The organism is Paenibacillus antri, from assembly GCF_005765165.1.
Lineage (GTDB): Bacteria > Bacillota > Bacilli > Paenibacillales > YIM-B00363 > Paenibacillus_AE > Paenibacillus_AE antri.
The window spans coordinates 79,044-101,136 of the sequence record NZ_VCIW01000005.1; the positions used below are offsets into that span (position 1 = coordinate 79,044).

The 22,093-nt window shown below is 61.4% G+C and carries 22 protein-coding genes and 1 tRNA gene; 16 read left to right on the forward strand and 7 right to left on the reverse strand.

What is annotated here, in order from left to right:
* Positions 1-42: 42 nt before the first annotated feature.
* Entirely contained in the window at positions 43-1,137 is a 1,095-nt protein-coding gene (locus FE782_RS09915; RefSeq protein WP_138193938.1) for a GerAB/ArcD/ProY family transporter, read from the forward strand.
* Between the two features lie 3 nt (positions 1,138-1,140).
* Here the strand turns inward: FE782_RS09915 and FE782_RS09920 are convergent, their stop codons facing one another.
* Positions 1,141-1,377 carry a YczF family membrane protein gene (locus FE782_RS09920; protein ID WP_138193939.1) on the reverse strand — a complete coding sequence of 79 codons (237 nt, stop codon included), beginning with the start codon at positions 1,375-1,377 and terminating at the stop codon, positions 1,141-1,143.
* Positions 1,378-1,549: 172 nt separating this feature from the next.
* Here FE782_RS09920 and miaB point away from each other — a divergent pair, with 172 nt between their 5' ends.
* From miaB to murG, 7 genes are all read left to right on the forward strand, one after another.
* Entirely contained in the window at positions 1,550-3,022 is a 1,473-nt protein-coding gene (gene miaB, locus FE782_RS09925; protein ID WP_138193940.1) for a tRNA (N6-isopentenyl adenosine(37)-C2)-methylthiotransferase MiaB, read from the forward strand.
* A gap of 103 nt (positions 3,023-3,125) precedes the next feature.
* Positions 3,126-3,554, forward strand: a complete 429-nt coding sequence (locus tag FE782_RS09930; protein WP_138194177.1) for a YlbF/YmcA family competence regulator — start codon at positions 3,126-3,128, stop codon at positions 3,552-3,554.
* Between the two features lie 143 nt (positions 3,555-3,697).
* On the forward strand, positions 3,698-5,050 hold the full coding sequence (locus FE782_RS09935; RefSeq protein WP_158299327.1) for a spore germination protein: 1,353 nt from the start codon (positions 3,698-3,700) through the stop codon (positions 5,048-5,050).
* A 9-nt stretch (positions 5,051-5,059) separates the two neighbouring features.
* On the forward strand, positions 5,060-6,181 hold the full coding sequence (locus tag FE782_RS09940; protein ID WP_138193942.1) for a GerAB/ArcD/ProY family transporter: 1,122 nt from the start codon (positions 5,060-5,062) through the stop codon (positions 6,179-6,181).
* Entirely contained in the window at positions 6,168-7,274 is a 1,107-nt protein-coding gene (locus FE782_RS09945; protein ID WP_138193943.1) for a Ger(x)C family spore germination protein, read from the forward strand. Before FE782_RS09940 ends, FE782_RS09945 begins: the two co-directional genes overlap by 14 nt.
* A 239-nt stretch (positions 7,275-7,513) precedes the next feature.
* The gene (gene rsgA, locus FE782_RS09950) at positions 7,514-8,545 is read left to right on the forward strand and encodes a ribosome small subunit-dependent GTPase A (RefSeq protein ID WP_138193944.1); all 1,032 of its coding nucleotides are present in this window, start codon (positions 7,514-7,516) and stop codon (positions 8,543-8,545) included.
* 21 nt (positions 8,546-8,566) lie between these two features.
* Complete coding sequence (murG, locus tag FE782_RS09955; RefSeq protein ID WP_138193945.1) at positions 8,567-9,640, forward strand: undecaprenyldiphospho-muramoylpentapeptide beta-N-acetylglucosaminyltransferase; 1,074 nt, start codon at positions 8,567-8,569, stop codon at positions 9,638-9,640.
* Between the two features lie 113 nt (positions 9,641-9,753).
* On the opposite strand, the gene FE782_RS09960 is transcribed toward murG, so the two are convergent.
* Both FE782_RS09960 and FE782_RS09965 read right to left on the reverse strand, forming a co-directional pair.
* The gene (locus FE782_RS09960) at positions 9,754-9,990 is read right to left on the reverse strand and encodes a hypothetical protein (protein WP_138193946.1); all 237 of its coding nucleotides are present in this window, start codon (positions 9,988-9,990) and stop codon (positions 9,754-9,756) included.
* Positions 9,991-9,999: 9 nt separating this feature from the next.
* Complete coding sequence (locus FE782_RS09965; protein ID WP_238392410.1) at positions 10,000-10,386, reverse strand: DUF1540 domain-containing protein; 387 nt, start codon at positions 10,384-10,386, stop codon at positions 10,000-10,002.
* Between the two features lie 129 nt (positions 10,387-10,515).
* Between FE782_RS09965 and FE782_RS09970 the strand changes: the two genes are divergently transcribed.
* Positions 10,516-11,316 (forward strand): MBL fold metallo-hydrolase, encoded by an 801-nt coding sequence (locus tag FE782_RS09970; protein WP_138193948.1) that lies wholly within the window; start codon positions 10,516-10,518, stop codon positions 11,314-11,316.
* 4 nt (positions 11,317-11,320) lie between these two features.
* On the opposite strand, the gene gluQRS is transcribed toward FE782_RS09970, so the two are convergent.
* The 3 genes from gluQRS to FE782_RS09985 all read right to left on the reverse strand — a co-directional run bounded on the left by gluQRS (position 11,321) and on the right by FE782_RS09985 (position 13,316).
* The gene (gene gluQRS / locus FE782_RS09975) at positions 11,321-12,283 is read right to left on the reverse strand and encodes a tRNA glutamyl-Q(34) synthetase GluQRS (protein WP_138193949.1); all 963 of its coding nucleotides are present in this window, start codon (positions 12,281-12,283) and stop codon (positions 11,321-11,323) included.
* 67 nt (positions 12,284-12,350) lie between these two features.
* Positions 12,351-12,427: transfer RNA gene (locus tag FE782_RS09980), tRNA-Asp, on the reverse strand.
* 43 nt (positions 12,428-12,470) lie between these two features.
* On the reverse strand, positions 12,471-13,316 hold the full coding sequence (locus tag FE782_RS09985) for a tyrosine-type recombinase/integrase (protein WP_138193950.1): 846 nt from the start codon (positions 13,314-13,316) through the stop codon (positions 12,471-12,473).
* 141 nt (positions 13,317-13,457) lie between these two features.
* Between FE782_RS09985 and hrpB the strand changes: the two genes are divergently transcribed.
* The 7 genes from hrpB (at position 13,458) to FE782_RS10020 (ending at position 21,013) form a co-directional block, all read left to right on the forward strand.
* Complete coding sequence (gene hrpB / locus FE782_RS09990; RefSeq protein ID WP_138193951.1) at positions 13,458-15,935, forward strand: ATP-dependent helicase HrpB; 2,478 nt, start codon at positions 13,458-13,460, stop codon at positions 15,933-15,935.
* A 17-nt stretch (positions 15,936-15,952) separates the two neighbouring features.
* Positions 15,953-16,345, forward strand: a complete 393-nt coding sequence (locus FE782_RS09995; protein WP_138193952.1) for a globin domain-containing protein — start codon at positions 15,953-15,955, stop codon at positions 16,343-16,345.
* Positions 16,346-16,468: 123 nt separating this feature from the next.
* Positions 16,469-17,161 carry a response regulator transcription factor gene (locus FE782_RS10000; protein ID WP_138193953.1) on the forward strand — a complete coding sequence of 231 codons (693 nt, stop codon included), beginning with the start codon at positions 16,469-16,471 and terminating at the stop codon, positions 17,159-17,161.
* Positions 17,151-18,260, forward strand: coding sequence for a sensor histidine kinase (locus tag FE782_RS10005; protein WP_238392411.1), 1,110 nt, complete (start codon positions 17,151-17,153; stop codon positions 18,258-18,260). Before FE782_RS10000 ends, FE782_RS10005 begins: the two co-directional genes overlap by 11 nt.
* 139 nt (positions 18,261-18,399) lie before the next feature.
* On the forward strand, positions 18,400-18,663 hold the full coding sequence (locus FE782_RS10010) for a hypothetical protein (RefSeq protein WP_138193954.1): 264 nt from the start codon (positions 18,400-18,402) through the stop codon (positions 18,661-18,663).
* Entirely contained in the window at positions 18,644-19,699 is a 1,056-nt protein-coding gene (locus tag FE782_RS10015; RefSeq protein WP_138193955.1) for a hypothetical protein, read from the forward strand. The genes FE782_RS10010 and FE782_RS10015 overlap by 20 nt, the downstream gene beginning before the upstream one ends.
* Before the next feature lie 81 nt (positions 19,700-19,780).
* Positions 19,781-21,013 (forward strand): aminopeptidase, encoded by a 1,233-nt coding sequence (locus FE782_RS10020; protein WP_138193956.1) that lies wholly within the window; start codon positions 19,781-19,783, stop codon positions 21,011-21,013.
* A 73-nt stretch (positions 21,014-21,086) separates the two neighbouring features.
* Here FE782_RS10020 and mgrA read toward each other — a convergent pair whose 3' ends face one another.
* On the reverse strand, positions 21,087-22,085 hold the full coding sequence (mgrA, locus tag FE782_RS10025; RefSeq protein ID WP_138193957.1) for an L-glyceraldehyde 3-phosphate reductase: 999 nt from the start codon (positions 22,083-22,085) through the stop codon (positions 21,087-21,089).
* Positions 22,086-22,093: the final 8 nt, after the last annotated feature.

The following is a 22,093-nucleotide window of genomic DNA, read 5'->3' on the forward strand; positions in this document are numbered from 1 at the left end:
GGATGGGCGGTCCGGTAACGGAACAAGGGGGAGGGGAAACCGGTGGAACAAAAGCAAGTCATCAGTCCGGGTCAGCTGTTGACCATGATCGTATTGTTCGAATTCGGAACCGCGTTGGTCATCCCGATCGGACTGCAAGCGGGACAGAGCACTTGGCTGTCCACGCTGCTCGCGCTTCCGGGCGGAATCGCGTTGTATATTTTATATACGTATTTTCTCCGCGAATTTCCGAAGGACATATTAAGCGGATATATCCGCCGCGTCGTCGGGCGGGTGTTCGGAACTCCGATTTGCATTCTATATCTTGCCTTCTTTCTGTTCGGGGCTTCCCGAAATTTGCGGGAAGCCGGCGATCTGCTCATGACAGCGGCTTACGACCGTACGCCGCTCTTCGTCATTCACTTCGTCATGATCACGGCGGTGATCTACGTATTGAGCAAAGGGGTCGAAGTGTTTTATCGGCTGGGGCAAATTTACTTCGTCATCCTGTTTTGTTTGGGAGCGATCAGTATTCTTGGGATCGTATGCTCCGGTATCGTGGACATGAAGAACCTCCTGCCGATCCGGGGAGAAGGCTGGGGCAGCGTCCTACACGGAGCTTACCCCCATATTTGGTTGTTTCCGTTCGGCGAAGCGATCGCGTTCACGACCGTCTTTCCCTTGCTGAACAAACCATCGTTGGCAAGAAAGTCGGGTATCATCGCCCTGATCATTGCGGGCGCATTTCTCTCTTTCACGCATGCGATCCAAGTCGCCGTGCTTGGAGCCGACATTTATAAACGCGCGACGTTCCCGTTGTTTACGGCGATCAGCATGGTCAACATCGCGGATTTTCTGCAGCGGATGGATGCGCTGGTGCTGCTGACGCTGATCATCGGCGTGTTTTTCAAAATGTCGGTCCACTGCTACGCCGTTATGGCCATCGCATCGGATCTGTTCAACCTGTCAGACGAAAGGAAATTAGCGCTTCCCGTCGGGATCGTCGTGCTGTTCGGCTCGATGACTTCGGCTTGGAACTTCCCGGGTCATGCGGAAGAAGGCGAGACGGGAATCAACTATGTATTGTCGACGGCGTGCGCGATCATACCGGCATTCTTATGGATGGTTCACCTTGTACGGAAACGAATCGGCCATTAAGTACTATTCGCGGCCGGCCGTATTCCGTTTTTTATTTTTTAGCAGGGAATAGAGCGAAGGCAGGGCAGGCGCCGGCAGCGCCAGCGCGATGAGCGCCTTCTCCGTAACGGTCGATGCCGAGAACGCTTCCGCGACGATGCGGATCGACATCGGGAGACTTAAGCCCGATAGGAGGTCGACCGCGATGTCGAACGCGATGATCAAGATAAATAGAAAGATGTACACGAAAAATATTTTCATAAGGAACCTCCGGAACCAGAGTTATCCGTTATCATTACCCAACGAACCGAAATTCATAGGTCGGCGGTTTAGGTTTCGGAACGTTTTATGCTATAATATTGTTTCAATGACTTTATGCAACGAATACGATTCATTCCAATAGATTACAAGCAGGCACTTGAGGTGAGAATCGATGACGACGAAGGATTATTCGAAATATTTTCAGGCGCCGTCTTACACGGACGCGAAGAAGCGCGGCAAGGACGAGATTCGGGTACACTACGACTTTTCGATTTCCGACGAGATGTCCCGGTTCGGCGCGAATAAGCGGTATATGATTCGGACGTACGGCTGTCAGATGAACGAGCACGACACCGAAACGATGAAGGGCATGCTCGAAGCCATGGGCTTCACGTCGACCGAGGATAAACGGGAAGCCGACGTCATATTGCTGAATACTTGCGCGATTCGCGAGAACGCGGAGGATAAGGTGTTCGGAGAGCTGGGGCATCTTAAGCATCTGAAGATGGAGAAGCCGAATGTCGTTCTCGGCGTCTGCGGCTGCATGTCGCAAGAGGAAGGCGTCGTGCAGCGTATCTTGACGAAGCATCAGCACGTCGACCTCATTTTCGGAACGCATAACATTCACCGCCTGCCGAAGCTGCTGCAAGACGCATATTTCGACAAAGAGATGGTCGTCGAGGTATGGTCGAAGGAAGGCGACATCGTCGAGAACCTGCCGAAGAAACGCGAAGGCATGAAGGCATGGGTTAACATCATGTACGGCTGCGATAAGTTTTGCACATATTGCATCGTGCCGTATACGCGAGGCAAGGAGCGCAGCCGAAGGCCGGAGGACGTCATCGCCGAAGTGCGCGAGCTGGCGCGGCAAGGGTATAAAGAAGTTACGCTGCTCGGGCAGAACGTCAACGCTTACGGCAAAGATTTCGAAGACATCGAATACCGGTTCGGCGATTTGATGGACGACATCCGGAAGATCGATATTCCGCGTATCCGGTTCACGACGTCGCATCCGCGCGACTTCGACGATCACCTGATCGAGGTTCTCGCCAAAGGCGGCAATCTCGTCGAGCATATCCACCTGCCGGTGCAGTCCGGAAATACGGACGTCCTGAAGAAGATGAGCCGGAAATATTCGCGGGAGCAGTACCTCGAGCTCGTCGCGAAAATCAAGCGGGCGATGCCGGACGTCGTACTGACGACGGACATCATCGTCGGCTTCCCGGGCGAGACGGAGGAACAGTTCCAAGACACGCTTTCCCTCGTCAAGGAAGTGCGCTACGACTCGGCGTACACGTTCATCTACAGCCCGCGGGAAGGAACGCCGGCCGCCGGGATGGCTGACGATATTCCTCCCGAGGAGAAGTCGGCGCGGCTCATTCGTCTGAACGACGCGCTGAACGAAATCAGCCGCGAAGCGAACGAACGACTGCGCGGACAGACGGTGGAGGTGCTCGTCGAAGGCGTCAGCAAGAACAATGCCGACATGCTGTCGGGACGGACGCGGTCGAACAAGCTTGTTCACTTCCAAGGTCCTCGAGAATTGATCGGTACGTTCGCGAAGGTGACCGTCACCGAACCGATGACATGGTTTATCAAGGGCGAACTGGCGGGCACCGATTCGCCGGCCGTCGCCAACTTATAGAAGGTTATAGAAGGAGCGAAACCCACCCATGGCGCATCATCATCTGTATCGGCATGAAGGACATGCCGGGCACGCGTGCAGCGCGGAAGCCGACGGCAAGCCGATGAAGCATTATCATACGAAGGATCTGCTCGTCCGAGAGGATATTATGGCGAAGGCGAAGGAAGTCGCCGAGCTGCTGTCGTCGTCCGACGAAGCGGACGTCTTCCGCAAAGCGGAGAAGCGGGTCAACGAGCATCCGGATATCCAACGATTGATCGCCGCGATCAAGAAGAAGCAGAAGGAAATCGTCGCGTTCGAGACGACGTTCAAGAACGCGGATATGGTGAAGAAGATCGAAGCCGAAATCGAAGAACTGCAAAACCAGCTCGACGACTATCCGATCGTGACGCAATTCCGCCAGTCGCAATCCGACTTAAACTACACGCTGCAGCTCGTGTTCAACCTCATTCGCGATACGCTGTCCGAGAAAATCGCGGTCGAAGATGCGGCGACGACGGCGGCTTCCGCCGGCGGCGCTTGCGGCGACTGACGAGTACCAACGAATAGAATATATAAAATAAGACGACTCCGAATGCGTTCGGGTCGTCTTTTTTCGATTGCATGAACCACCCCCTAGATCTCCATACTAATCCAGATCTAGAAAACCGGGGGGAGAGGGACCGAATCGGAGCCATGGAGGAATTGAAGGTAAAGCTCGCCGCGCAGTTCAAAGGGACTTCGGATTTCATACATAAGACGTTGCAGCGGGAGCATTCGAGCATCGATCTTATGTATATACTTACGGTCGCCGACGAGAAGAAAGTGTTCGATACGTGGGTAATTCCGTTTTACGATCGATCGATGTATACGAACTATAAGTCGTATATTGAGAGTCTGCCGAACCGTGTCGCTCCGAAGTCGGAGAAGGAGCTGCTCTCGTATTTAGCAGACGGCTACGCCATCGTTTTCGACGCGTCGGACGTATTCGTCTACGACGTACGGAAATTCCCGCTGGCCACGGTCCGTGAAGCGACGGTCGAAACCGTCATTCAGGGACCTCTTTATGCATTCAGCGAAGATCTTGGGCTGAACATTACGCTGCTGCGCCAACGCTACAATCAAGCGTCGCTTCAAGTGGAGAAGACGACGGTCGGCACGCTCTCGCGGACGTCGATCATGATCGTCTACGACCGAACCTCCGCGGATCCGAAGCTGATCGCCGAGGTAAAGCGCCGAATCGGCGCGACTCAGCTTGCCGTCGTCCAATCCTCCGGCCAGCTTGTGCAGCTGCTCGGAGAGCCGAAGCGCAGCTTGTTTCCTCGGTTCATGATTACGGAACGGCCGGACCGGGCGACGCTCAACCTCTCCCAAGGGAAGGTCGTCGTCTTCATGGAAGGATCGCCGTTCGCCCTGATCGCGCCGTCGACGTTCTACGATTTCTTCGCGTCGATGGAGGATCTCTACCAGCAGTATTTCATCAGCCGGTTTCTCATCGTCCTTCGATACGCGGCGCTTCTGATCAGCTTGACGCTTCCCGCTTCTTACGTCGCCGTTTCCGCTTACAATCCAGAGCTGCTGCGGGTACAGCTGGCGCTTTCGATCGCGGGGAGCCGGGTGCCCGTTCCGTATCCGGCCTTCGTCGAAGTCTTATTAATGCTGCTGGCGATGGAGCTGCTCGTCGAAGCGTCCATTCGTCTGCCGAAGTCGATCGGTTCGACGGCAACGACGGTAGGCGGTCTGATTTTGGGCACGGCGGCGACCGAAGCGAATCTCGTCAGCAATATTATGATCATCATCGTGGCAACGGTCGCGATTTCGAATTTCGTCATTCCGATCAACTCGATGAGCTTCGCGATCCGCGTCGCGAAATACGCTATCCTCATCTGCGCGACGATGTTCGGGTTAATCGGCGTCGTCCTCGGGATGGTTTTGTTAATCGGTTGCCTGGTGTCCTTGGACAGCTTCGGCAAACCGTTCCTGAAGCTGTTCGAAAACGACGACAGACACGTGAAGACGACGCAGCAACAGCCCGAGCCGGGCGCCTAGGAGGATTTCATGAACCGATATTTGGTCTATCTCGTCACCTTGAACATGCTAGCGAATATCGTCTCCCAAGTATCGCTCCTTTTGTTCGAGGATCGGTTCAATGGATCGGTGTCGTCGATTCTGCTCTCGATTCCGATCGGCGCCGTCGCGATGATCGTCTTCGTGAAACTGTTCGACCGATTCCCGAATCAAGGCTTGTCCGAAATCGTCGGCGGCGCGCTGCCGAGATGGATCGGCGCGCCGTTCTTATTGCTGCAAGCTTTCCTCTGGTTCGTATGCGGCTCCGTCATCCTCCTATACATTGCCGAGGTGGCGAAGCGGTTCATGAATCCGGATTTCGCTCCTGCGGAAGCGTTAGTGCTTTTCTTAATCGTCGTCGTGCTGTTCGCCAATATGCCGTCGAACAGAATACTGTATATGCTAGAAATCATTATGCTGCTTTCCGTCCCGTTCATCGCCTTCATCATCGGCAAGGCGATCTTCAGCGACAGCTTACTGGTCTCCAGCATGATGGAGGTAGCGACTCATGCGTTGGACATGCCTTCGCTGATGAGCTTTTGCGCTTCGATGTTCATGTATTCCGGATTTATGTGTTTATGCGTCTTTAACCGTGTCATTTCGCCGAAACCGAAGCGGATGTGGTATTTGTCGGCGTTGATGCTGACGGGAAGCATCACGTTGTTGATCACGTTCTTCCTGCCGATCGGCTTTCACGGCGCCGACGGCATATTGGAATGGACGTATCCGTGGTTCGTCACGGCGGATTCGCTTCGTCTGCAATACGGGTTCATCGAACGTGTGCTCTTCTTCTTCCTGCTGCTATACGTGCTGATCAGCGTCATCTCGGTCATCGTGTACTGGCATATCGGGCTCGACCTGCTCAAATCGTCTATGCCGCGCTTTCGTTCGTCTTGGTTGAAGGTGGTCGTACCGTATTGTGCGCTCGCCGCGATCTCGCTCGCTTCCATCTATATCGACTTGAACGTCGGACTTCGGTTTTTGCGGACGATCGCGCGCATCTGGATGCTGGTGCAGCTGCCGAATACGTTGTTGGTGCTCGCCGTCCTCGCCGGGGCCGCTTATCTCCGAACGCGTCGACAGCGGAGAGGGACCAGAGATGAAAGCATATAAAATCGAAAATATCGTCAAGACGCTGCTCGTCCTCCTCCTGCTTGCGTACGCCGGCGCGGGGTTTCACGGGTACGAGGATATCGAAAAGCGATTTTTCGTCGTGTCGATGGGAATCGACGAAGGGAAGAACGGCTACAAATATGAGGTGATTTTGAAGCTGGCGCTGCCCCAGGCGGACCCGAAAGCGGCGAAGAACGAGTACTTGATCCTCAAGAAGGATTCGGACGCGATCGGTACGGCCGTCGCGTCGTTGAAGACGCAGGTGGACAAGGAGCTCGACTTCGGGCATATGAAGATGATTTTCATCGGCGAGTCGTTGGCGAAGAAAGAATTGAAGCCGACGCTGGATTGGTTTTTCCGAAGGAGGGACATCCAGAAGATCGCGTTCGTCGCCGTCGCCCGACCCGATGCGGCGACCGTGCAGGACATCAAGCCGTCGTTCGAGAAGATCCCTTCGAACTCGTACTTCCTGGCGTTCGGAGACGAGGGGACGGAGAGTCCTTACATCATAACCGAGTATATCTTCGACCTGCATCGCCGATTGCACGAGAGGGGGATCGATCCGGTCGTGCCGATCGTCGAATCGACCGAGAAGCGATTCGACATCTCGCGCGCGTACGTGGTGACGATGAAAGGCGCGGCGCTGGAGCTCGGTCCGCAGGAAACCGGCATGTTCAGTATGCTGCTGCACCGGGCGGAACGGGCGACGTTAAGCGTCATTCAGGAAGAGAACGTATTCACGGTCAACGCGGACGAAATTCAGCTGAAATATAAGCTTCAGACGAGCGGAAAGCCGAGGGTGATCGTGACGGGGAAGGTGCTGAGCACGCTCGAGTCGTCCAGCGAGTCCGTGGAACCGAAAGAATTAGGCAAGTACGAGCGGGCGGTCGAGAAGCAAATCAACGAAGAGGTGCTCGCGATGTTAAAGAAATTTCAAGCGGCGAGCGTCGACCCGCTCGGGATCGGGTTACGTTATCGCGCGACGCATTTCAACAACGCGACCGAATGGGACGAGTGGTTGAACATGTACCCGCAGCTGGAATTCGAGAGCGACATTCGCGTCATCCTCGAGACGACGGGCGTGGTCGAATAATCCGCCGTTGTGCGGCGGGCGCCGTTGCCCTATAATGGGTAATGTTTGGAAGCTTCCGAAGGAGTGATGTACTATGGTGAATCTCGCAATTGTCCGCTCCGCGGTCAACGTCGTCCCGTCGTCGGTCGGTAAGGCAAGAACCCATCAATCGATTCGCGCAAGAGGACTCGCCGGTTCCCTATAATATGAAGCTTCCGTCGGCCGGTACGTCCTCCGAGCGATCATAACGGAGGATCCGAATGTCGGAATTGGAACGATACGGTTGGAATGAAACGCGGGAGGCGGCGTTCGCCTCGTCCCGCGCCAAAGGTTGGACTCCGGGGCGCGTGTCCCTGGAGCATAAGCGAATGTACCGCATCTGGACGGAAAATGGAGAGCTGCTCGCCGAGCTGTCCGGCAAGCTTCGATTCGAAGCGCTGGGGAGGGACGACTTGCCCGCCGTGGGCGATTGGGTCGCCGTATCGGCGCGGGACGAGGAAGGGAAAGCGACGATTCACGGCGTGCTGCCGCGAACGAGCAAGTTTTCCCGCAAGACGGCCGGCGGCGAGACGACGGAGCAGATCGTCGCCGCCAACGTCGATACGGTGTTCCTGGTCAGCTCACTGAATCTGGACTTCAATCCGAGGCGGTTGGAGCGGTATTTGCTGCTCGCCTGGGAGAGCGGGGCGAATCCGGTCATCGTCTTGACGAAGGCCGATCTCTGTCCGGACCCCGCGCCTTACCTCGAGCAGGCGGAGGCGATCGGCCTCGGCGTGCCGGTATGCGCGGTTTCGGCGGAGACGGGCGAGGGCATGGATGCGATCCGCGCCTACGTGACTCGCGGACGCACCGCGGCGCTGCTCGGCTCGAGCGGCGTCGGCAAGTCGACGCTCGCGAACGCGCTGCTCGGCGAAGCGCGTCTCGCCGTCGCGGGCATCCGCGAGGACGACGCCCGCGGCCGGCATACGACGACGCATCGCGAGATGTTCGCCCTGCCGTCCGGCGGGCTGCTCATCGACACGCCGGGTATGCGGGAGATTCAGCTCTGGGACGTCGGACAGGGGCTGTCGGAGACGTTCGAGGACGTCGTCGCCGTCGCGAGCGGCTGCCGGTTCGGCGACTGCCGTCACGAGCGGGAGCCGGGCTGCGCCGTGCGCGAGGCGCTGCGAGCCGGCACGCTCTCCGAAGGACGGTACCGGAACTACCGCAAGATGGAAGCCGAGGCGGCCTATGCGGCTCGTAAGGAGTCCGCCCGCTTGCAAGCGGCGATGAAGCGGAAACATCGAAGATAAACGGGGAGGCTGAAGAGGCGGATGAAGCGCGCCATCGTGTTTACCGGCGGCGGCACGGCCGGCCATGTGACCGTGAATTTAGCCTTGATGCCGAGGTTTTTGCGCGACGGCTGGGACGTGCATTATATCGGTTCGGAGCGGGGCATCGAACGAGAGCTCGTCGCCGGCGTTCCGCAAGCGACGTACCACGGCATCGCTACCGGCAAGCTGCGCCGGTATATGGATTGGAACAACGCGAAAGACCCGTTCCGCGTCGTGAAGGGCGTCTGGCAGTCGTATCGGCTGATGACCGCGATTCGGCCCAGCGTCGTCTTCTCCAAGGGAGGGTTCGTGTCGGTGCCGGTCGTCGCGGGAGCCTGGCTGAACCGGATTCCGTCGATCATTCACGAATCCGACTTTACGCCGGGCCTCGCGAACAAGCTGACGATTCCGATGGCGACGAAGGTATGCACGACGTTCCCGGATACCGCGGAGCATCTGCCGCCGAACAAGGCGGTGCATATCGGAGCGGTCGTGCGGGAGGAGCTGTTCCGCGGCGAAGCGGTCCGCGGTCTCGCGATGTGCGACTTCGTCCGCACGAAGCCGGTGCTGCTCGTCATGGGCGGCAGCCTCGGCTCGCAGCGGATTAACCGCGCGATCCGCGAGGAGCTGGACGCGCTGACCGAGACGTTCCAAATCGTGCATCTGTGCGGGAAGGGCAACGCCGATCCTTCGGCGTCGACAAGAGCGTACCGTCAGTTCGAATACGTGACGGACGAACTGCCGGACCTGCTGGCGGCGGCCGACGTCGTCGTCTCCCGCGCCGGCTCGAATTCGATCTTCGAATTCCTGGCGTTGAAGAAGCCGATGCTGCTCATCCCGCTGCCGCTCTCGCAAAGCCGCGGCGATCAGATCGCGAACGCGGAAAGCTTCCGCGCGCGCGGCATCGCCGAGGTGCTGCCCGAGGAGACGCTCACCGGCGAGACGTTCCTGCGCGCCGTCCGGGAACTGTACGTAAACCGCGCCCGTTACGTCGAAGCGATGGAGCGGGAGCCGAAGCGGGAGCCGCTGCAGCAGTTGTACGAGTTGATCTGCGAAACGGCGAGGTCAAGATGAAATTCCGAGCGCCGGGCGAATGCTTGCAAAGCGTCAAAAACAGAAAAACCTTCGTTCCATCGCGGTCGCGCCTCTTGGAGGCGCCGCGAAGGACGAAGGTTTTTCGTTTTCCGTCAATGGGTATAATCCGTCTTCTCTACTTCGATTTTATTCCCGACCGACTTCGCCCAATCGAGGAACGCCTTGCCGTTCACCGTTTGTTGTCCGTCGCGATTGTTGCTGAACGAGAACTTCCCCTCGCGCTCCAGCCGCCGGATCGTATCGAAGCCGAGCCCCGTCATGCCCGCCAACACGTCCACGGGATAATTCGTGCCCTCGTCCAGATCCTTCACCTTCATCTCGTATTCCATCGGTTTCGGTTACGCTCCTTCCCGACGTTCGAACGTCTGACAGTTCGTGTCCTGGCATTCGTTGCTGTCGCGGCCCGTAATTTCGATCGCCTTCGCGACGCAGTGGGCGCCTTCCCCCCAATATTCGCAGGAGGAGACGGTGCAGGCGACGGACGGATGGACCGCGTACGCCGGATTGACCAGTCCCATGACGGTTCCGGCTAAGTTGATGTTGTCCGCCGAGCCTAAATAATTGGCGAGGCTGCTCGCATGGACGAACGACTTGCACATCGTCTGTTCGACGACTTGGGACATCATCGTTTCCTCTTCATGCAGGATATCGATGTTTTTCGCGCCGCAGCGATCCCCGTACAAATAGTGAGTGCACGTGTTGACGACGCATTTGACCTCCGGCATTGCCATTCACTCGCTTTCCAGTGGGTTATCGCTAGTATTCCCACTCGGATGGAACATAGTCCGCCTTGCGGTGGGCAACCTATCCGGTAAAACCAGCTTAGCAGACGAAGGGAGCGTTCAGGGAGCGACATGAGAGCGGAACGATTAGCGAGGGATGTGTATTGGAAAAGGCTGCTGATCGTCAATATGGCGTTCATCGGCCGGCCGGGCGCGAAGAGCGGCGAGTGGGCGCTCGTGGATACGGGACTGCCGTACTCGGCGGAGGCGATCGAGCGGGACGCGAAGGAGTGGCTGGGCTACGAAGGCGCGCCGAGCTGCATCGTGCTGACGCACGCGCACTTCGACCACGTCGGCGCCGTCCGGGAGCTTTCGAAGAAGTGGGACGTGCCGGTGTACGCGCATGAGAGAGAGCTGCCTCATATTACAGGCAAGGCGGCGTATCCGAGGCCGGATCCGACGGTAGGCGGGGGCGGCATGGCGCGGCTGTCGGTCTTGTTCCCGACGAAGGCGATCGACCTCGGCGACCGGGCGAAGCCGCTGCCCGCGGACGGCTCCGTGCCGGAGTTGCCGGAGTGGAGATGGGTGGCGACGCCGGGCCATACCGACGGCCACATCTCGTTGTTCCGGGATTCGGATCGGACGTTGATCGCGGGCGACGCGTTCGTCACGGTGGCGCAGGAATCGCTCGGCGGCGTATTGATGCAGCGCAGCGCCATTCATGGTCCGCCGGCGTACTTAACGACCGACTGGGAGGCGGCGCGCCGGTCCGTGGCCGAGCTGCGCGAGCTGCGGCCGCATGTCGCGCTGACGGGGCATGGCGTCCCCGTCGTCGGCGAATACGATTGCAGCTTGCTGCTCGACATTCTGACCGATCGGTTCGACGAGATCGCGGTCCCGCGCCAGAGCAAATTCTTAGATCGCGGGAGATAAACGATTACACGCCATAGTTCCGCAAGGCGTCCAGGGGGAAGCGGATCGGGTCCCGCGGCAGCTTATCGAGGTCGAAGCCGGCGACGAGCTCCGCAGGGCGGATCGGCTCGGGCCGATCGACGAGGCCCGCCGACCAGGCGACGAGTCCGACGAGCGTCTCCGCAGGGACGCCGGCCTCCCGCAGCGCGGCGGCGGCGAGCGACTTCTGTCGCTTCGACAGCCGTTCGCCTCGCTCGTCGCAGAGGAGCGGCACGTGCGCGAACGTGGGAGGCGTCAGACCGAGCGCCTCGTACAGCCACAGCTGCCGAGGGGTGGAGTCGAGCAGGTCGGCGCCGCGCAGCGCGTGCGTCACGTTCATCGCGGCGTCGTCGACGACGACGGCGAGCTGATAGCCGATAATGCCGTCGGCTCTGCGCACGACGAAGTCGCCGCCCGCTCCGGGAGGGAATTCGATGCGGCCGTAGACGCCGTCCTCGAAGGCGACTGGCGCGTCCGGCGGAACGGCGAAGCGGAGGGAGGGCGTCTTCGTCTCGGCCTTCCGAGTCCGCTGTTCCGGCGTCAGAGAGCGGCAGACGCCGCCGTACGCCGGCCCTTCGGAGGAGAGGCCGTGCGGGGCGCTCGCGACCGAGAACAGCTCGGCGCGGCTGCAGAAGCACGGGTAGAGCCTGCCGTCGGCCAACAGCGCGTCGAGCGCGGCTTCGTAGCGTTCCGTCCGCTCGCTCTGCGTATAAGGAACGTACGGACCGCCGACGTCCGGACCCTCGTCCCAATCCAGTCCGAACCAGCGCAAGTCCTTCAGAACCAACTCGGCGTAGTCGGACTTGCAACGCGGCTTGTCGATGTCCTCCATACGCAGCGCGAAGGCGCCCCCGGCGCTTCTCGCGTGCAGCCACGCCATCAGCGCGGCGTACAGGTTGCCGATATGGAGGCGTCCCGACGGCGTCGGGGCGAAACGGCCTCGGTACATAGCTACCCCTCCCGGAATAGAAAACAATCCCGACACGAATGTGACGAGACTGTTGAATAAGTATGTATGGCGGAGCTGACGGGATTCGAACCCGCGGTCTCCTGCGTGACAGGCAGGCATGTTAGGCCTCTACACCACAGCTCCTTATGGACACAAGCGTTATCATACCACGATGCTTTCGGATAAATCAACCTTTATTTTCTTGCCGATAATATTTCCACGTCGTCAGCAGCGTCTTATGGCCTGCCAACGCCTTCAGCCGCTCGACGGGGACGCCTTGCTCCGCAAGCCTGCGGCAGAACGTATTCCGCAGCGATTGGCTCGAGAGCGGGATGCCGAGCTTATCGCTGTAGGTTTCGATCACGAACTGTACGGCGCGCGGCTGCATCTTGCCGGACCTCTCCGTGACGAACAGCGCGTCGCTCAGGACGTGGACTTCCTTCGCCGAAGCGAGGCGGAGGCGCAGCCAGGCGTCGAGCTTCGCGAACGCGAACGGCGACAGCGGCACGGTCCGCACGCGAACCCCGTCGTCGTAGACGTCCAGCTCGCCGCCGCGGAGGGCGCCGATCGGCAGCTGCGGCACTTCCTCCACCTTCACGCCCGCATACAGCATGGCGGCGATCAGCGCTTCGTTGCGGACGCGTTGGAAGACGGTCGACTCGTTCGCGACGACGTCCAGCAGCGCCGCTTCCTCCTCAGGCGTCAGCCATCTAGGGGGTTCGTCCTTCTTCGACGCCGGCAACCGCAGCCGCCGGGCGAAGTTGTCGCCGGCGAGGCCGTGCGACTGCGCCCACTTGAAGAACGTGCTGAGCGTCGAGACGGACTTGTTGACGGTCGCGGTCTTCATGCCGCGGCCGACGAGCGCGTCCCGGTATTCGGAGAACGCGGCTTGCGACAGCTCGGACAGCCCGGCGTTCCGGACGGAACACCACCCGAGGAAGCCTACGGCTTCGTGGACGTACGCTTTAATCGTGTTTTCTTCTTTCCCCTGGCTCTTCAGGTACTGTCGGTACGACTCTATGATCGAATCCATGCATGCGCGCCGGCCTCTCCGTTGTAGTCTCTCTTATTATAAGAACGCAACCGTTCCGGCGCAATCGCGCGACGGGGCTCTTCCCAATTCGGCGGGATTCGTGTATGGTAAGGGTCGAAGAATGGTTGCGGAGGTGTCGGCATGAGCGAGAGGCTGCCGATCGAAGAAGCGCTGCCCGCCTTGAAGAAGGCGCTGGCCGCCGGCCCGAACGCGGTCGTGACGGCGCCGCCGGGCGCGGGCAAGACGACGGTGGTGCCGCTTGCGCTGCTGTCGGAGCCGTGGGCGGGAGGCGGGCGCATCGTCATGCTGGAGCCGCGGCGAATCGCGGCGCGCGGGGCGGCGCGGCGCATGGCGTCGCTGCTCGGCGAACGCGCCGGCGAGACGGTCGGCTACCGGACGAAGGGGGACACGAAGGTCGGTCCCCGCACGCGCGTCGAGGTCGTCACGGAAGGCGTCCTGACGCGGATGCTGCAGCAGGATCCGGCGCTGGACGGCGTCGCGTGCGTCCTGTTCGACGAGTTCCATGAGCGGAGCGTGCACGCCGACCTCGGGCTCGCCTTGGCGCTGCAGTCGCAGGGGCTGTTCCGAGACGACCTGCGGCTCGTCGTCATGTCGGCGACGATCGAGGCCGACGCGGCGGCCCGGCTGCTCGGCGGCTGCGCCGTCGTGCGCAGCGAAGGGCGGATGTATCCGGTAGAGACGCGGTACGAGGAGCGGCGAACCGAGCTGTCGGTCGAACGACGCGCGGCGGCGACCGTGAAGGAGGCGCTGTTGCGGCATCCGGAGGGCGATGCCCTTGTGTTTTTGCCGGGCGGGCGGGAAATTCGCCGCACGGCCGGCGAGCTGGAGCGGCTCGGCCTGCCGTCGGGCGTTCGCGTCGCCCCGTTGTACGGGGCGCTGTCGCCCGAGGAGCAGGACGCGGCGATCGCGCCCGCCCGACCGGGCGAACGGAAGGTCGTGCTCGCGACGAGCATCGCGGAGACGAGCCTTACCGTCGAGGGCGTACGGATCGTCGTCGACTCGGGACTCAGCCGGGTGCCGCGGTATTCGCCGCGGACGGGATTGACGGCGCTCGAGACGACGGCGGTGACGGTCGCCTCGGCCGATCAGCGGCGCGGCCGCGCCGGCCGGGTCGCCCCTGGCGTCTGCTACCGGCTGTGGACGGAGGAGGAGCACCGGCGGCTCGAGCCGTTCGGCGAACCGGAGATTCTCGCGACGGACGCGACGCCGCTCGCGCTCGAGCTCGCCGTCTGGGGCGTTCGCGACCCGCTGGAGCTCTCCTGGCTCGACCCGCCGCCGGAAGGCGCCTACAAGCAGGCTGTCGACCTGCTGCAGCGCCTCGGAGCGCTGGACGCGCGGGGCGTCGTCACGCCGGAGGGCCGCCGCATGGCGGAGCTCGGCATGCACCCGCGGCTCGCGCATATGACGCTGCGCGCGATGGAGAACGGGCGCGGGGACCTCGCCTGCGAGTTGGCGACGCTGCTCGAGGAGCGCGACGCGCAGTCGCCCGGCGGCGCCGATATGCGCTTGCGCGTCGAGGCGCTGCGCCGGGGCGCGACGCCCGCGGCGGCGAAGCAGCGCGAGGAGGCGGCGCGCCGGATGCGGGACGCCGGCGTCGTTCGGGACGGCCGCCCGACGGCGGCCGCCGACTCGGGCGAGCTGCTCGCGCTCGCGTTCCCGGACCGCGTCGCGATGCGGCGCGCGAACGGCAAATACGTGCTCGCCGGCGGGCGCGGCGCGGAATTCGCGGGGGACGAGCCGCTCTCCCGCGAGACGTTCCTCGCGATCGCCGAGCTTGACGGCGCAGGCGTCGACAGCCGCATCCGGTCGGCGGCGCCGTTAAGCGCGGAAGCGCTCCGGCGCGTCTGCGCGGACCGGATCCGCACGGAGGACGACGTCTATTGGGACGCCGCGTCGGCCTCGGTCCGCGCGCGTCGGCGGACGACGCTCGACGCGATCGCGCTCGAGGAGACGCCGGCGGCGTCGCCCGATCCGGAACGCGTGAGGGACGCGCTGCTCCGCGGCATCGCGGAGACCGGACTGCAGCTGCTGCCGTGGACGAAGGCGGCGGACCAATTCCGCAAGAGGCTCTTGTTTCTCCGTATGCATGCGGGCGAGGAATGGCCGGACGTCTCCGACGAACGCTTGCTCGAGACGCTGCCGGACTGGCTAGGATCTTATGTCTTCGGCATGAAGTCGAAGGGCGATCTCGAGCGCGTGCGTCTCGTCGAAGCGCTCGAGGCGTCGCTCTCCTGGGAGCAGCGCCGCCGGATGGACGAATGGGCGCCGACGCATCTGACCGTGCCGAGCGGCTCGAGGCTGGCCGTCGATTACGGCGACCCGGACGCGCCTGCGTTGTCCGCGAAGCTGCAGGAGTTGTTCGGTTGGGCCGAAACGCCGCGTATCGGAGGGGGCCGGGTGCCGGTGACGATCCGCCTGCTGTCGCCGGCCCAGCGGCCCGTGCAAATTACGAGAGATCTGGCCAATTTCTGGCGCGAGACGTACTTCGAGATTAAGAAGGACCTGAAGGGACGATATCCGAAGCATTACTGGCCGGACGACCCGACCGCGGCGATCGCGACGCGCGGGACGCGGCCGAAGATACCTCAAGGCGACTAGGAGGGACTCCGAAACCTATGGAAACGACGATTTTCGAACAGCTCGGAGGAGAGGCGGCGATCGGAAAGCTCGTCGACGCGTTCTACGACCGCGTCGTACGCGACCCGAAGCTGTCGCCGCTGTTCGCGGGCAGCGACATCGACGAAGTGAAACGGAAGCAGAAGATGTTCCTGACGCAGTTTCTCGGCGGCCCGCAGCTGTACTCCGAGGAGTTCGGGCATCCGATGATGCGATACAGACATCTCCCGTTCCCGATTACGACGTCGCACGCCGAAGCGTGGCTCGGCTGCATGGCCGCCGCGATGGACGAGGTCGGCCTCGAAGGCGCGGCGCGGGAATTTTTCTTCGGGCGGCTGACGCAGGTCGCCCATCATATGGTCAATACCGAAGACGGCTCCCTCGATCGATGAGGCGGGCCGTTTCCCATATTTCTTAGGGAATCCTTAAGATTGCTTAAGGTTGCGTAAGGGTCGAAGAAAACCGGAACCGAATGTTGTATAGTGATTGGGAAGAGAAAGGAGATTTAAACGCCTGTGAACTATCGCATCTTAATCGTGGACGACGACCGGGAAATCGCCGGATTGATTGAAATTTACTTGCGCAACGACGGATACGACACCGTGCTGGCGTACGACGGCGAGGAGGCGCTGCGCGCGCTCGAAGGGGACGAGCCGGTACACCTCGTCGTGCTCGACGTCATGATGCCGAAGATGGACGGTCTGACCGTATGCCGCCGCATTCGCGAGGAGAAGCATCTGCCCATTCTCATGGTCAGCGCGAAAGCCGAAGACATGGATAAGATTCTCGGGCTGATGACCGGGGCGGACGATTACATGGTGAAGCCGTTCAACCCGCTCGAGCTGAGCGCGCGCGTGAAGTCGCTGTTGCGGCGAGCGTACCGGATGCCGTCGGAGACGCCGGCCGCGGACGACGCGATCCGGATCGGGGCGCTGCGGATCGACAAGAACACGCATCGGGCCGAGGTCGACGGGAAGCCGCTGCATCTCACGTCGACGGAATTCGGCATCCTGCATCTGCTCGCGAGCAACCGCGGCCGGGTGTTCAGCGCGGAGGACATTTTCCAACAGGTATGGAAGGAAAAGTATTTCGATTCGAACAACACGGTCATGGTGCATATCAGTCATCTGCGCGACAAGCTCGAGCAGGAGACGGGAGATAAGATGATCGCGACCGTCTGGGGGGTCGGCTACAAAATTGACGGATAACATCGTACGCAGGCTCGTCTTCAAGTTCGTGCTCCAAGTGTTCCTCAGCGTGGTGTGGACCGGTCTGGCCACCGTCGCGACGGGCATCGTCGTCACCGCCGCGGCGGACGCGAACAATATCATCGGCTCCTTGTTGAGACTTCTGTTTAGGTTCTTGCCGATCGAGGGATGGGGCGTCTTGGCGCTAATCTTCTACTTCCTAACGTTCCTCACCCTGTACCAGTACCGCCGCTTCCGCTATTACGGGGAGATGATTCGCGCCGTTCGGCGCATCGCCGAAGGGCGGTTCGACGTCACCGTGCCCGTAAAGCAGAAGGACGACTTCGGCGTGCTGGCGGCCGACATGAATTCCTTGATCGCGCGTTTGAGCACGTCGATCGAGGAGGAGCGGCGCGCCGAGCAGACGAAGAACGAGCTCATCACGAACGTCTCCCACGATCTTCGGACGCCGCTGACGTCCATCCTGGGCTACCTCGGCCTGATCGACGACGACAAATACCGGGACGAGCTCGAGCTGCGGCACTACGTCCAGATCGCGAACGCGAAAGCGAAGCGGCTGCACGGGCTGATCGACGACCTGTTCGAGTATACGCGGATGCGTCATGGCGGCATGCCGCTTCGGAAGACGCGGTTCAATCTGACGGAGCTGCTCGGGCAGCTGCTCTCCCAGCATCGTCTCGGCTTGCAGCAGGCGGGCATGACCGCCTCGCTGTCGGCGCCGCAGACGGCGGTAGAGGTCGTCGGGGATCCGGATAAGCTCGTACGCGTGTTCGAAAATCTGCTGACCAATGCGATGCGGTACGGACGGGACGGGAAGCGCATCGACGTCGCGGTCCGAACGGGAGGCGGGGCCGCGGAGGTCGACGTCGCCAACTACGGCGAGCCGATTTCGGCCGCGGATTTGCCGTATATTTTCGAGCGGTTTTACCGCGCGGACAAATCCCGGACCGAGGCGGACGGCGCGCCGGGCTCGGGGCTCGGCCTTGCGATCGCCAAGGGCATCGTCGACCAGCACGGCGGCGCGATCGCCGCGTACAGCGACGCGAGAAGCACTGTCTTTCAAGTAAGATTGCCGTTGGGAGAGCATCCTCGGACATGAGTAAGCGCTGCGGAACGAACGTTCCGCGGCGTTTTTTTAATCCGTTCTTAAGAAAATCTTATGGTTTCGTTACTACGTTCTTAATCTTGCGCCTGTACAATGAATCTTAGAAAACGGATATGAGCGAGGTGAACGCAGGATGGCGATGGCGTTCGAAGAGAAGATTTTGCTGCTGAGACGGTACGAACAGCGCGTCTATTCGATTTGCCTGCATCTCGTCCGGGAGGAGAAGCTCGCGAGCGAAGCGGCCGAAGCGGCGCTCGTCGCCTTGTTCGGCGACCCGGCGTTCGCCGCCGGATCGGAAGGGGAGCGGTCCCGATCGGCGCGCGCCGCCGCCGTCCGCCACGCTCTGCTGCTTCATTCCAATGAGAGAGGGTTCGATTATGCACGCGCACACGGCTGAGAAACATCCGACGGTCGCTTTCTTGTTATCCCTGATTCCCGGGGTCGGCCATTTGTACTTGGGGAAATACGTCAGAACGCTGCTGTACGGCGGCGCCGCGGCCGCTCCGCTCGCGCTGCTCGCCTTGTTTACGCTGGTGGAAGGCTTCGCGATCGAGGCGTTCTCCCTTGCGGCGTTGGCGGTATTTTTCGTCTGGAGCGTCAATATGATCGATATGGCGATTACGCTGACGCTGCGGAGACCGTACGCGCCGGGCGGCTTTCCGGAGGCTCCGTCTCCGCGGCGGGATCGAACGATCGCGACGATGCTGTCGCTGCTTCCGGGGATCGGCCACATCTATTTAGGACGGAGTCGCCGCGGGTTGACGCTCTTGATCGCCGCGGCCGCCTGCGCCATCGTTCCGCTCCTGGCGGCGCTCGTGTTGGGCGAAGAGACGATGCTGCTCGGCTGGTTCGCGGTGCCGGCGCTCATCGCGTTCGCCGCGATCGACGCCGCGGAAGCGGCGAATCGCTCCGAGCTCGACGCCTTGCGGCCCGAGGACGACTTCGACGCTTGGTTCGTTCCCGGGTCGGACGGCCGTCGTCCGGTCGTCGCCCTGTTCCTGTCGCTCGTGCCCGGGGTAGGGCATCTGTACCTCGGCTCGCTGTTCGCCGGGCTTCGATTGCTCGGCGCCTTGCTCCTGCTCCTATTCTTAAAGCGGGAATACGGCATCGACTTGGCCGTCTACGCGCTGCCGCTGCTGTGGTGTTGGGCGTTCTTCGACGCGCTCCGCCGCGTGTCGCCGGTCGGCTTCGGCGGCTTGGACGCCGACGAGGCGCCGGTATGGTCGTCCGCGGTCGCTCGCTGGGCGGGCATCGGACTGATCGTGCTCGGGGGATACGTCGCATTCGACCGCATCGTCGTTTCGGCGGCGCTCGAGTGGCTGCCGAACGCGGATTGGTTGTTCAGGTACCGCCGCTGGGCGGAGCCGATGCTGATCGCCGGGCTGTTCCTCGGCGTCGGGCTCGAGCTGCTGCGCGGACGGCATCGTACGTAACGATAGGGGGAGGGCGGAGACGCTCTCCCCCTTGGCGTTGCCCCCCCTTCTTATGGTATAAAGAGGGAAGGAGGCGATGAAATGGCAACGTTCGAACAACATTTACATAACTATGTGAGCTTGGGGGTCCGGGTCGGCGTCAATCTGCAGCCGGGCCAGACGCTCGTCATTCAGGCGCCCACGACGGCGGCCGAGCTCGTCCGGTTGGCGGCGAAAGAAGCGTATTCGCTCGGCGCCCGTTACGTGCACGTCGAATGGAACGACGACCCGTTGACTCGCATCCGATACGAGCTTGCGCCGGAGGAGTCGTTCGGCGACGGCCCGGCGCTGCGGGCGCACAATTACGATCAGCTGATCGCGCGAGACGCCGCGTTCTTGTCGCTCGTATCCGCCAATCCGGACCTGCTGACGGGGATCGACCCCGATCGGGTGGCGGCGGCGACGAAGGCGATGCGGTCGGCGATGACGAACTTCTACGACGGGGTACGTTCCGACAAGTTCAGCTGGAGCATCCTTGCCGTGGCGAGCGAGGTGTGGGCGGATAAGATGTTCCCGAACGAACCGCAGGAACGCCGGCTCGAGACGCTCTGGAACGCGATTTTCCGCGCGACGCGGGCGGATTTGGCGGATCCGGTGGGCGCATGGAACGCGCACTTGAAGCAGCTGGCCGAGAAGAGCGATTACCTGAACGCCAAGCGGTACCGCGCGCTGCATTATACTGCCCCGGGCACCGATCTCGTCGTGGAGCTGGCGGACGATCATCAGTGGGTCGCCGGGGACAGCGTCAACGAGAAGGGCACGACGTTCGTCGCCAACATGCCGACGGAGGAAGTGTTCACGGCGCCGAAGCGCGACGGCGTGAACGGCACGGTGCGCAGCACGAAGCCGCTCAACTACGGCGGAACGCTGATCGACGACTTCGCCTTCACGTTCAAGGACGGGAAGATCGTCGACTTCTCGGCAGGCACCGGGGGCGAGACGCTGAAGCGTCTGCTCGATACCGACGAGGGGGCCCGCTATTTAGGCGAGGCCGCGCTCGTCCCGCATCGTTCGCCGATCTCGGATACGGGGATGATCTTCTACAATACGTTGTTCGACGAGAACGCGTCGAACCATCTCGCCATCGGCAGCGCCTACGCCTTCAGCGTGATAGGCGGCAAGACGATGACGAAGGAGCAGCTCGCGTCCAAGGGGCTGAACGACAGCTTGACGCACGTCGACTTCATGATCGGCTCCGCCGAGATGAACATCGACGGGCTGACGGCGGACGGCGAGCGGGAGCCGATCTTCCGCGGCGGCAATTGGGCGATCTAATCGGTAGGCATGTATTGGAAAAAGGCCGGCATCGGGGTTCCCGATGCCGGCCTTGCTTGCGCTTCGCGCCTTGTTATCCGCGAAGCACGTCTTCGATGCGCTGCAGCTCTTCGCTCGCGAAGTCGAGGTTGTCCAGCGCGGCGACGTTCTCCTCGATTTGGCTCGCCCGACTGGCGCCGATGAGCGCCGACGTCACTCTTCCTTCGCGGAGCACCCAAGCGAGCGCCAGCTGCGCCAGGGACTGTCCGCGAGCGGAGGCGATCTCGTTCAGCTTGCGCACCTTCGCGACTTTCTCCTCGGTGACGTCCTTCGCGTTCAGGAACGGCGACGTCGTCTTCGCCGCGCGGGAATCGCTCGGGATGTCCCCGGCCAAGTATTTGTTGGTCAGCAGTCCTTGCGCCAACGGCGTGAAGGCGATGCTGCCGACGCCGTTCTCTTGGAGGACGTCTTGCAAGCCGTTCTCGATCCAACGGTTGAACATCGAATAAGACGGCTGATGAATCAACAGCGGCGTGCCCAACTCGCGAAGGATGCGCACCGCTTCGCGCGTCTGCTCGGCCGAGTAATTGGAGATGCCGACGTACAACGCCTTGCCTTGCCGGACGACGTGGTCGAGCGCGGCCATCGTCTCCTCGAGCGGCGTCTCCGGGTCGGGGCGGTGGGAGTAGAAAATATCGACGTAGTCGACATTGAGCCGCTTCAAGCTCTGGTCGAGACTCGAGACGATGTACTTCCGCGAGCCCCATTCGCCGTACGGCCCCGGCCACATATAGTAGCCCGCTTTCGTCGAGACGATCAGCTCGTCGCGGTACGGCGCCAAGTCGGTCTTCAGCAGGCGGCCGAACATCTCTTCGGCGGAGCCCGGAGGCGGACCGTAGTTGTTCGCCAGATCGAAATGCGTAATGCCGAGGTCGAACGCCTTGCGCACCATGTCGCGGCCGTTCTCGAACGTGTCGACGCCTCCGAAGTTGTGCCAGAGGCCGAGAGAGATCGCCGGCAGCTTCAAGCCGGAAGCCCCGGTTCGCCGATACTTCATTCCTTCGTATCTCGAAGAATTGGCTGCATATGGCATAAAAAAGA

Bases quoted from the DNA above. Each gene is read 5' to 3' on its own strand.
- FE782_RS10020 (WP_138193956.1), top strand. From the start codon at position 19,781: ATGGCAACGTTCGAACAACATTTACATAACTATGTGAGCTTGGGGGTC.
- FE782_RS10015 (WP_138193955.1), top strand. From the start codon at position 18,644: ATGCACGCGCACACGGCTGAGAAACATCCGACGGTCGCTTTCTTGTTA.
- FE782_RS09995 (WP_138193952.1), top strand. From the start codon at position 15,953: ATGGAAACGACGATTTTCGAACAGCTCGGAGGAGAGGCGGCGATCGGA.
- FE782_RS09920 (WP_138193939.1), bottom strand. From the start codon at position 1,377: ATGAAAATATTTTTCGTGTACATCTTTCTATTTATCTTGATCATCGCG.
- hrpB (WP_138193951.1), top strand. From the start codon at position 13,458: ATGAGCGAGAGGCTGCCGATCGAAGAAGCGCTGCCCGCCTTGAAGAAG.
- FE782_RS09945 (WP_138193943.1), top strand. From the start codon at position 6,168: ATGAAAGCATATAAAATCGAAAATATCGTCAAGACGCTGCTCGTCCTC.
- FE782_RS09985 (WP_138193950.1), bottom strand. From the start codon at position 13,316: ATGGATTCGATCATAGAGTCGTACCGACAGTACCTGAAGAGCCAGGGG.
- miaB (WP_138193940.1), top strand. From the start codon at position 1,550: ATGACGACGAAGGATTATTCGAAATATTTTCAGGCGCCGTCTTACACG.
- mgrA (WP_138193957.1), bottom strand. From the start codon at position 22,085: ATGCCATATGCAGCCAATTCTTCGAGATACGAAGGAATGAAGTATCGG.
- gluQRS (WP_138193949.1), bottom strand. From the start codon at position 12,283: ATGTACCGAGGCCGTTTCGCCCCGACGCCGTCGGGACGCCTCCATATC.
- FE782_RS09970 (WP_138193948.1), top strand. From the start codon at position 10,516: ATGAGAGCGGAACGATTAGCGAGGGATGTGTATTGGAAAAGGCTGCTG.
- FE782_RS09935 (WP_158299327.1), top strand. From the start codon at position 3,698: ATGGAGGAATTGAAGGTAAAGCTCGCCGCGCAGTTCAAAGGGACTTCG.
- rsgA (WP_138193944.1), top strand. From the start codon at position 7,514: ATGTCGGAATTGGAACGATACGGTTGGAATGAAACGCGGGAGGCGGCG.
- murG (WP_138193945.1), top strand. From the start codon at position 8,567: ATGAAGCGCGCCATCGTGTTTACCGGCGGCGGCACGGCCGGCCATGTG.
- FE782_RS09940 (WP_138193942.1), top strand. From the start codon at position 5,060: ATGAACCGATATTTGGTCTATCTCGTCACCTTGAACATGCTAGCGAAT.
- FE782_RS10010 (WP_138193954.1), top strand. From the start codon at position 18,400: ATGGCGATGGCGTTCGAAGAGAAGATTTTGCTGCTGAGACGGTACGAA.
- FE782_RS09930 (WP_138194177.1), top strand. From the start codon at position 3,126: ATGAAGCATTATCATACGAAGGATCTGCTCGTCCGAGAGGATATTATG.
- FE782_RS09960 (WP_138193946.1), bottom strand. From the start codon at position 9,990: ATGGAATACGAGATGAAGGTGAAGGATCTGGACGAGGGCACGAATTAT.
- FE782_RS09965 (WP_238392410.1), bottom strand. From the start codon at position 10,386: ATGCCGGAGGTCAAATGCGTCGTCAACACGTGCACTCACTATTTGTAC.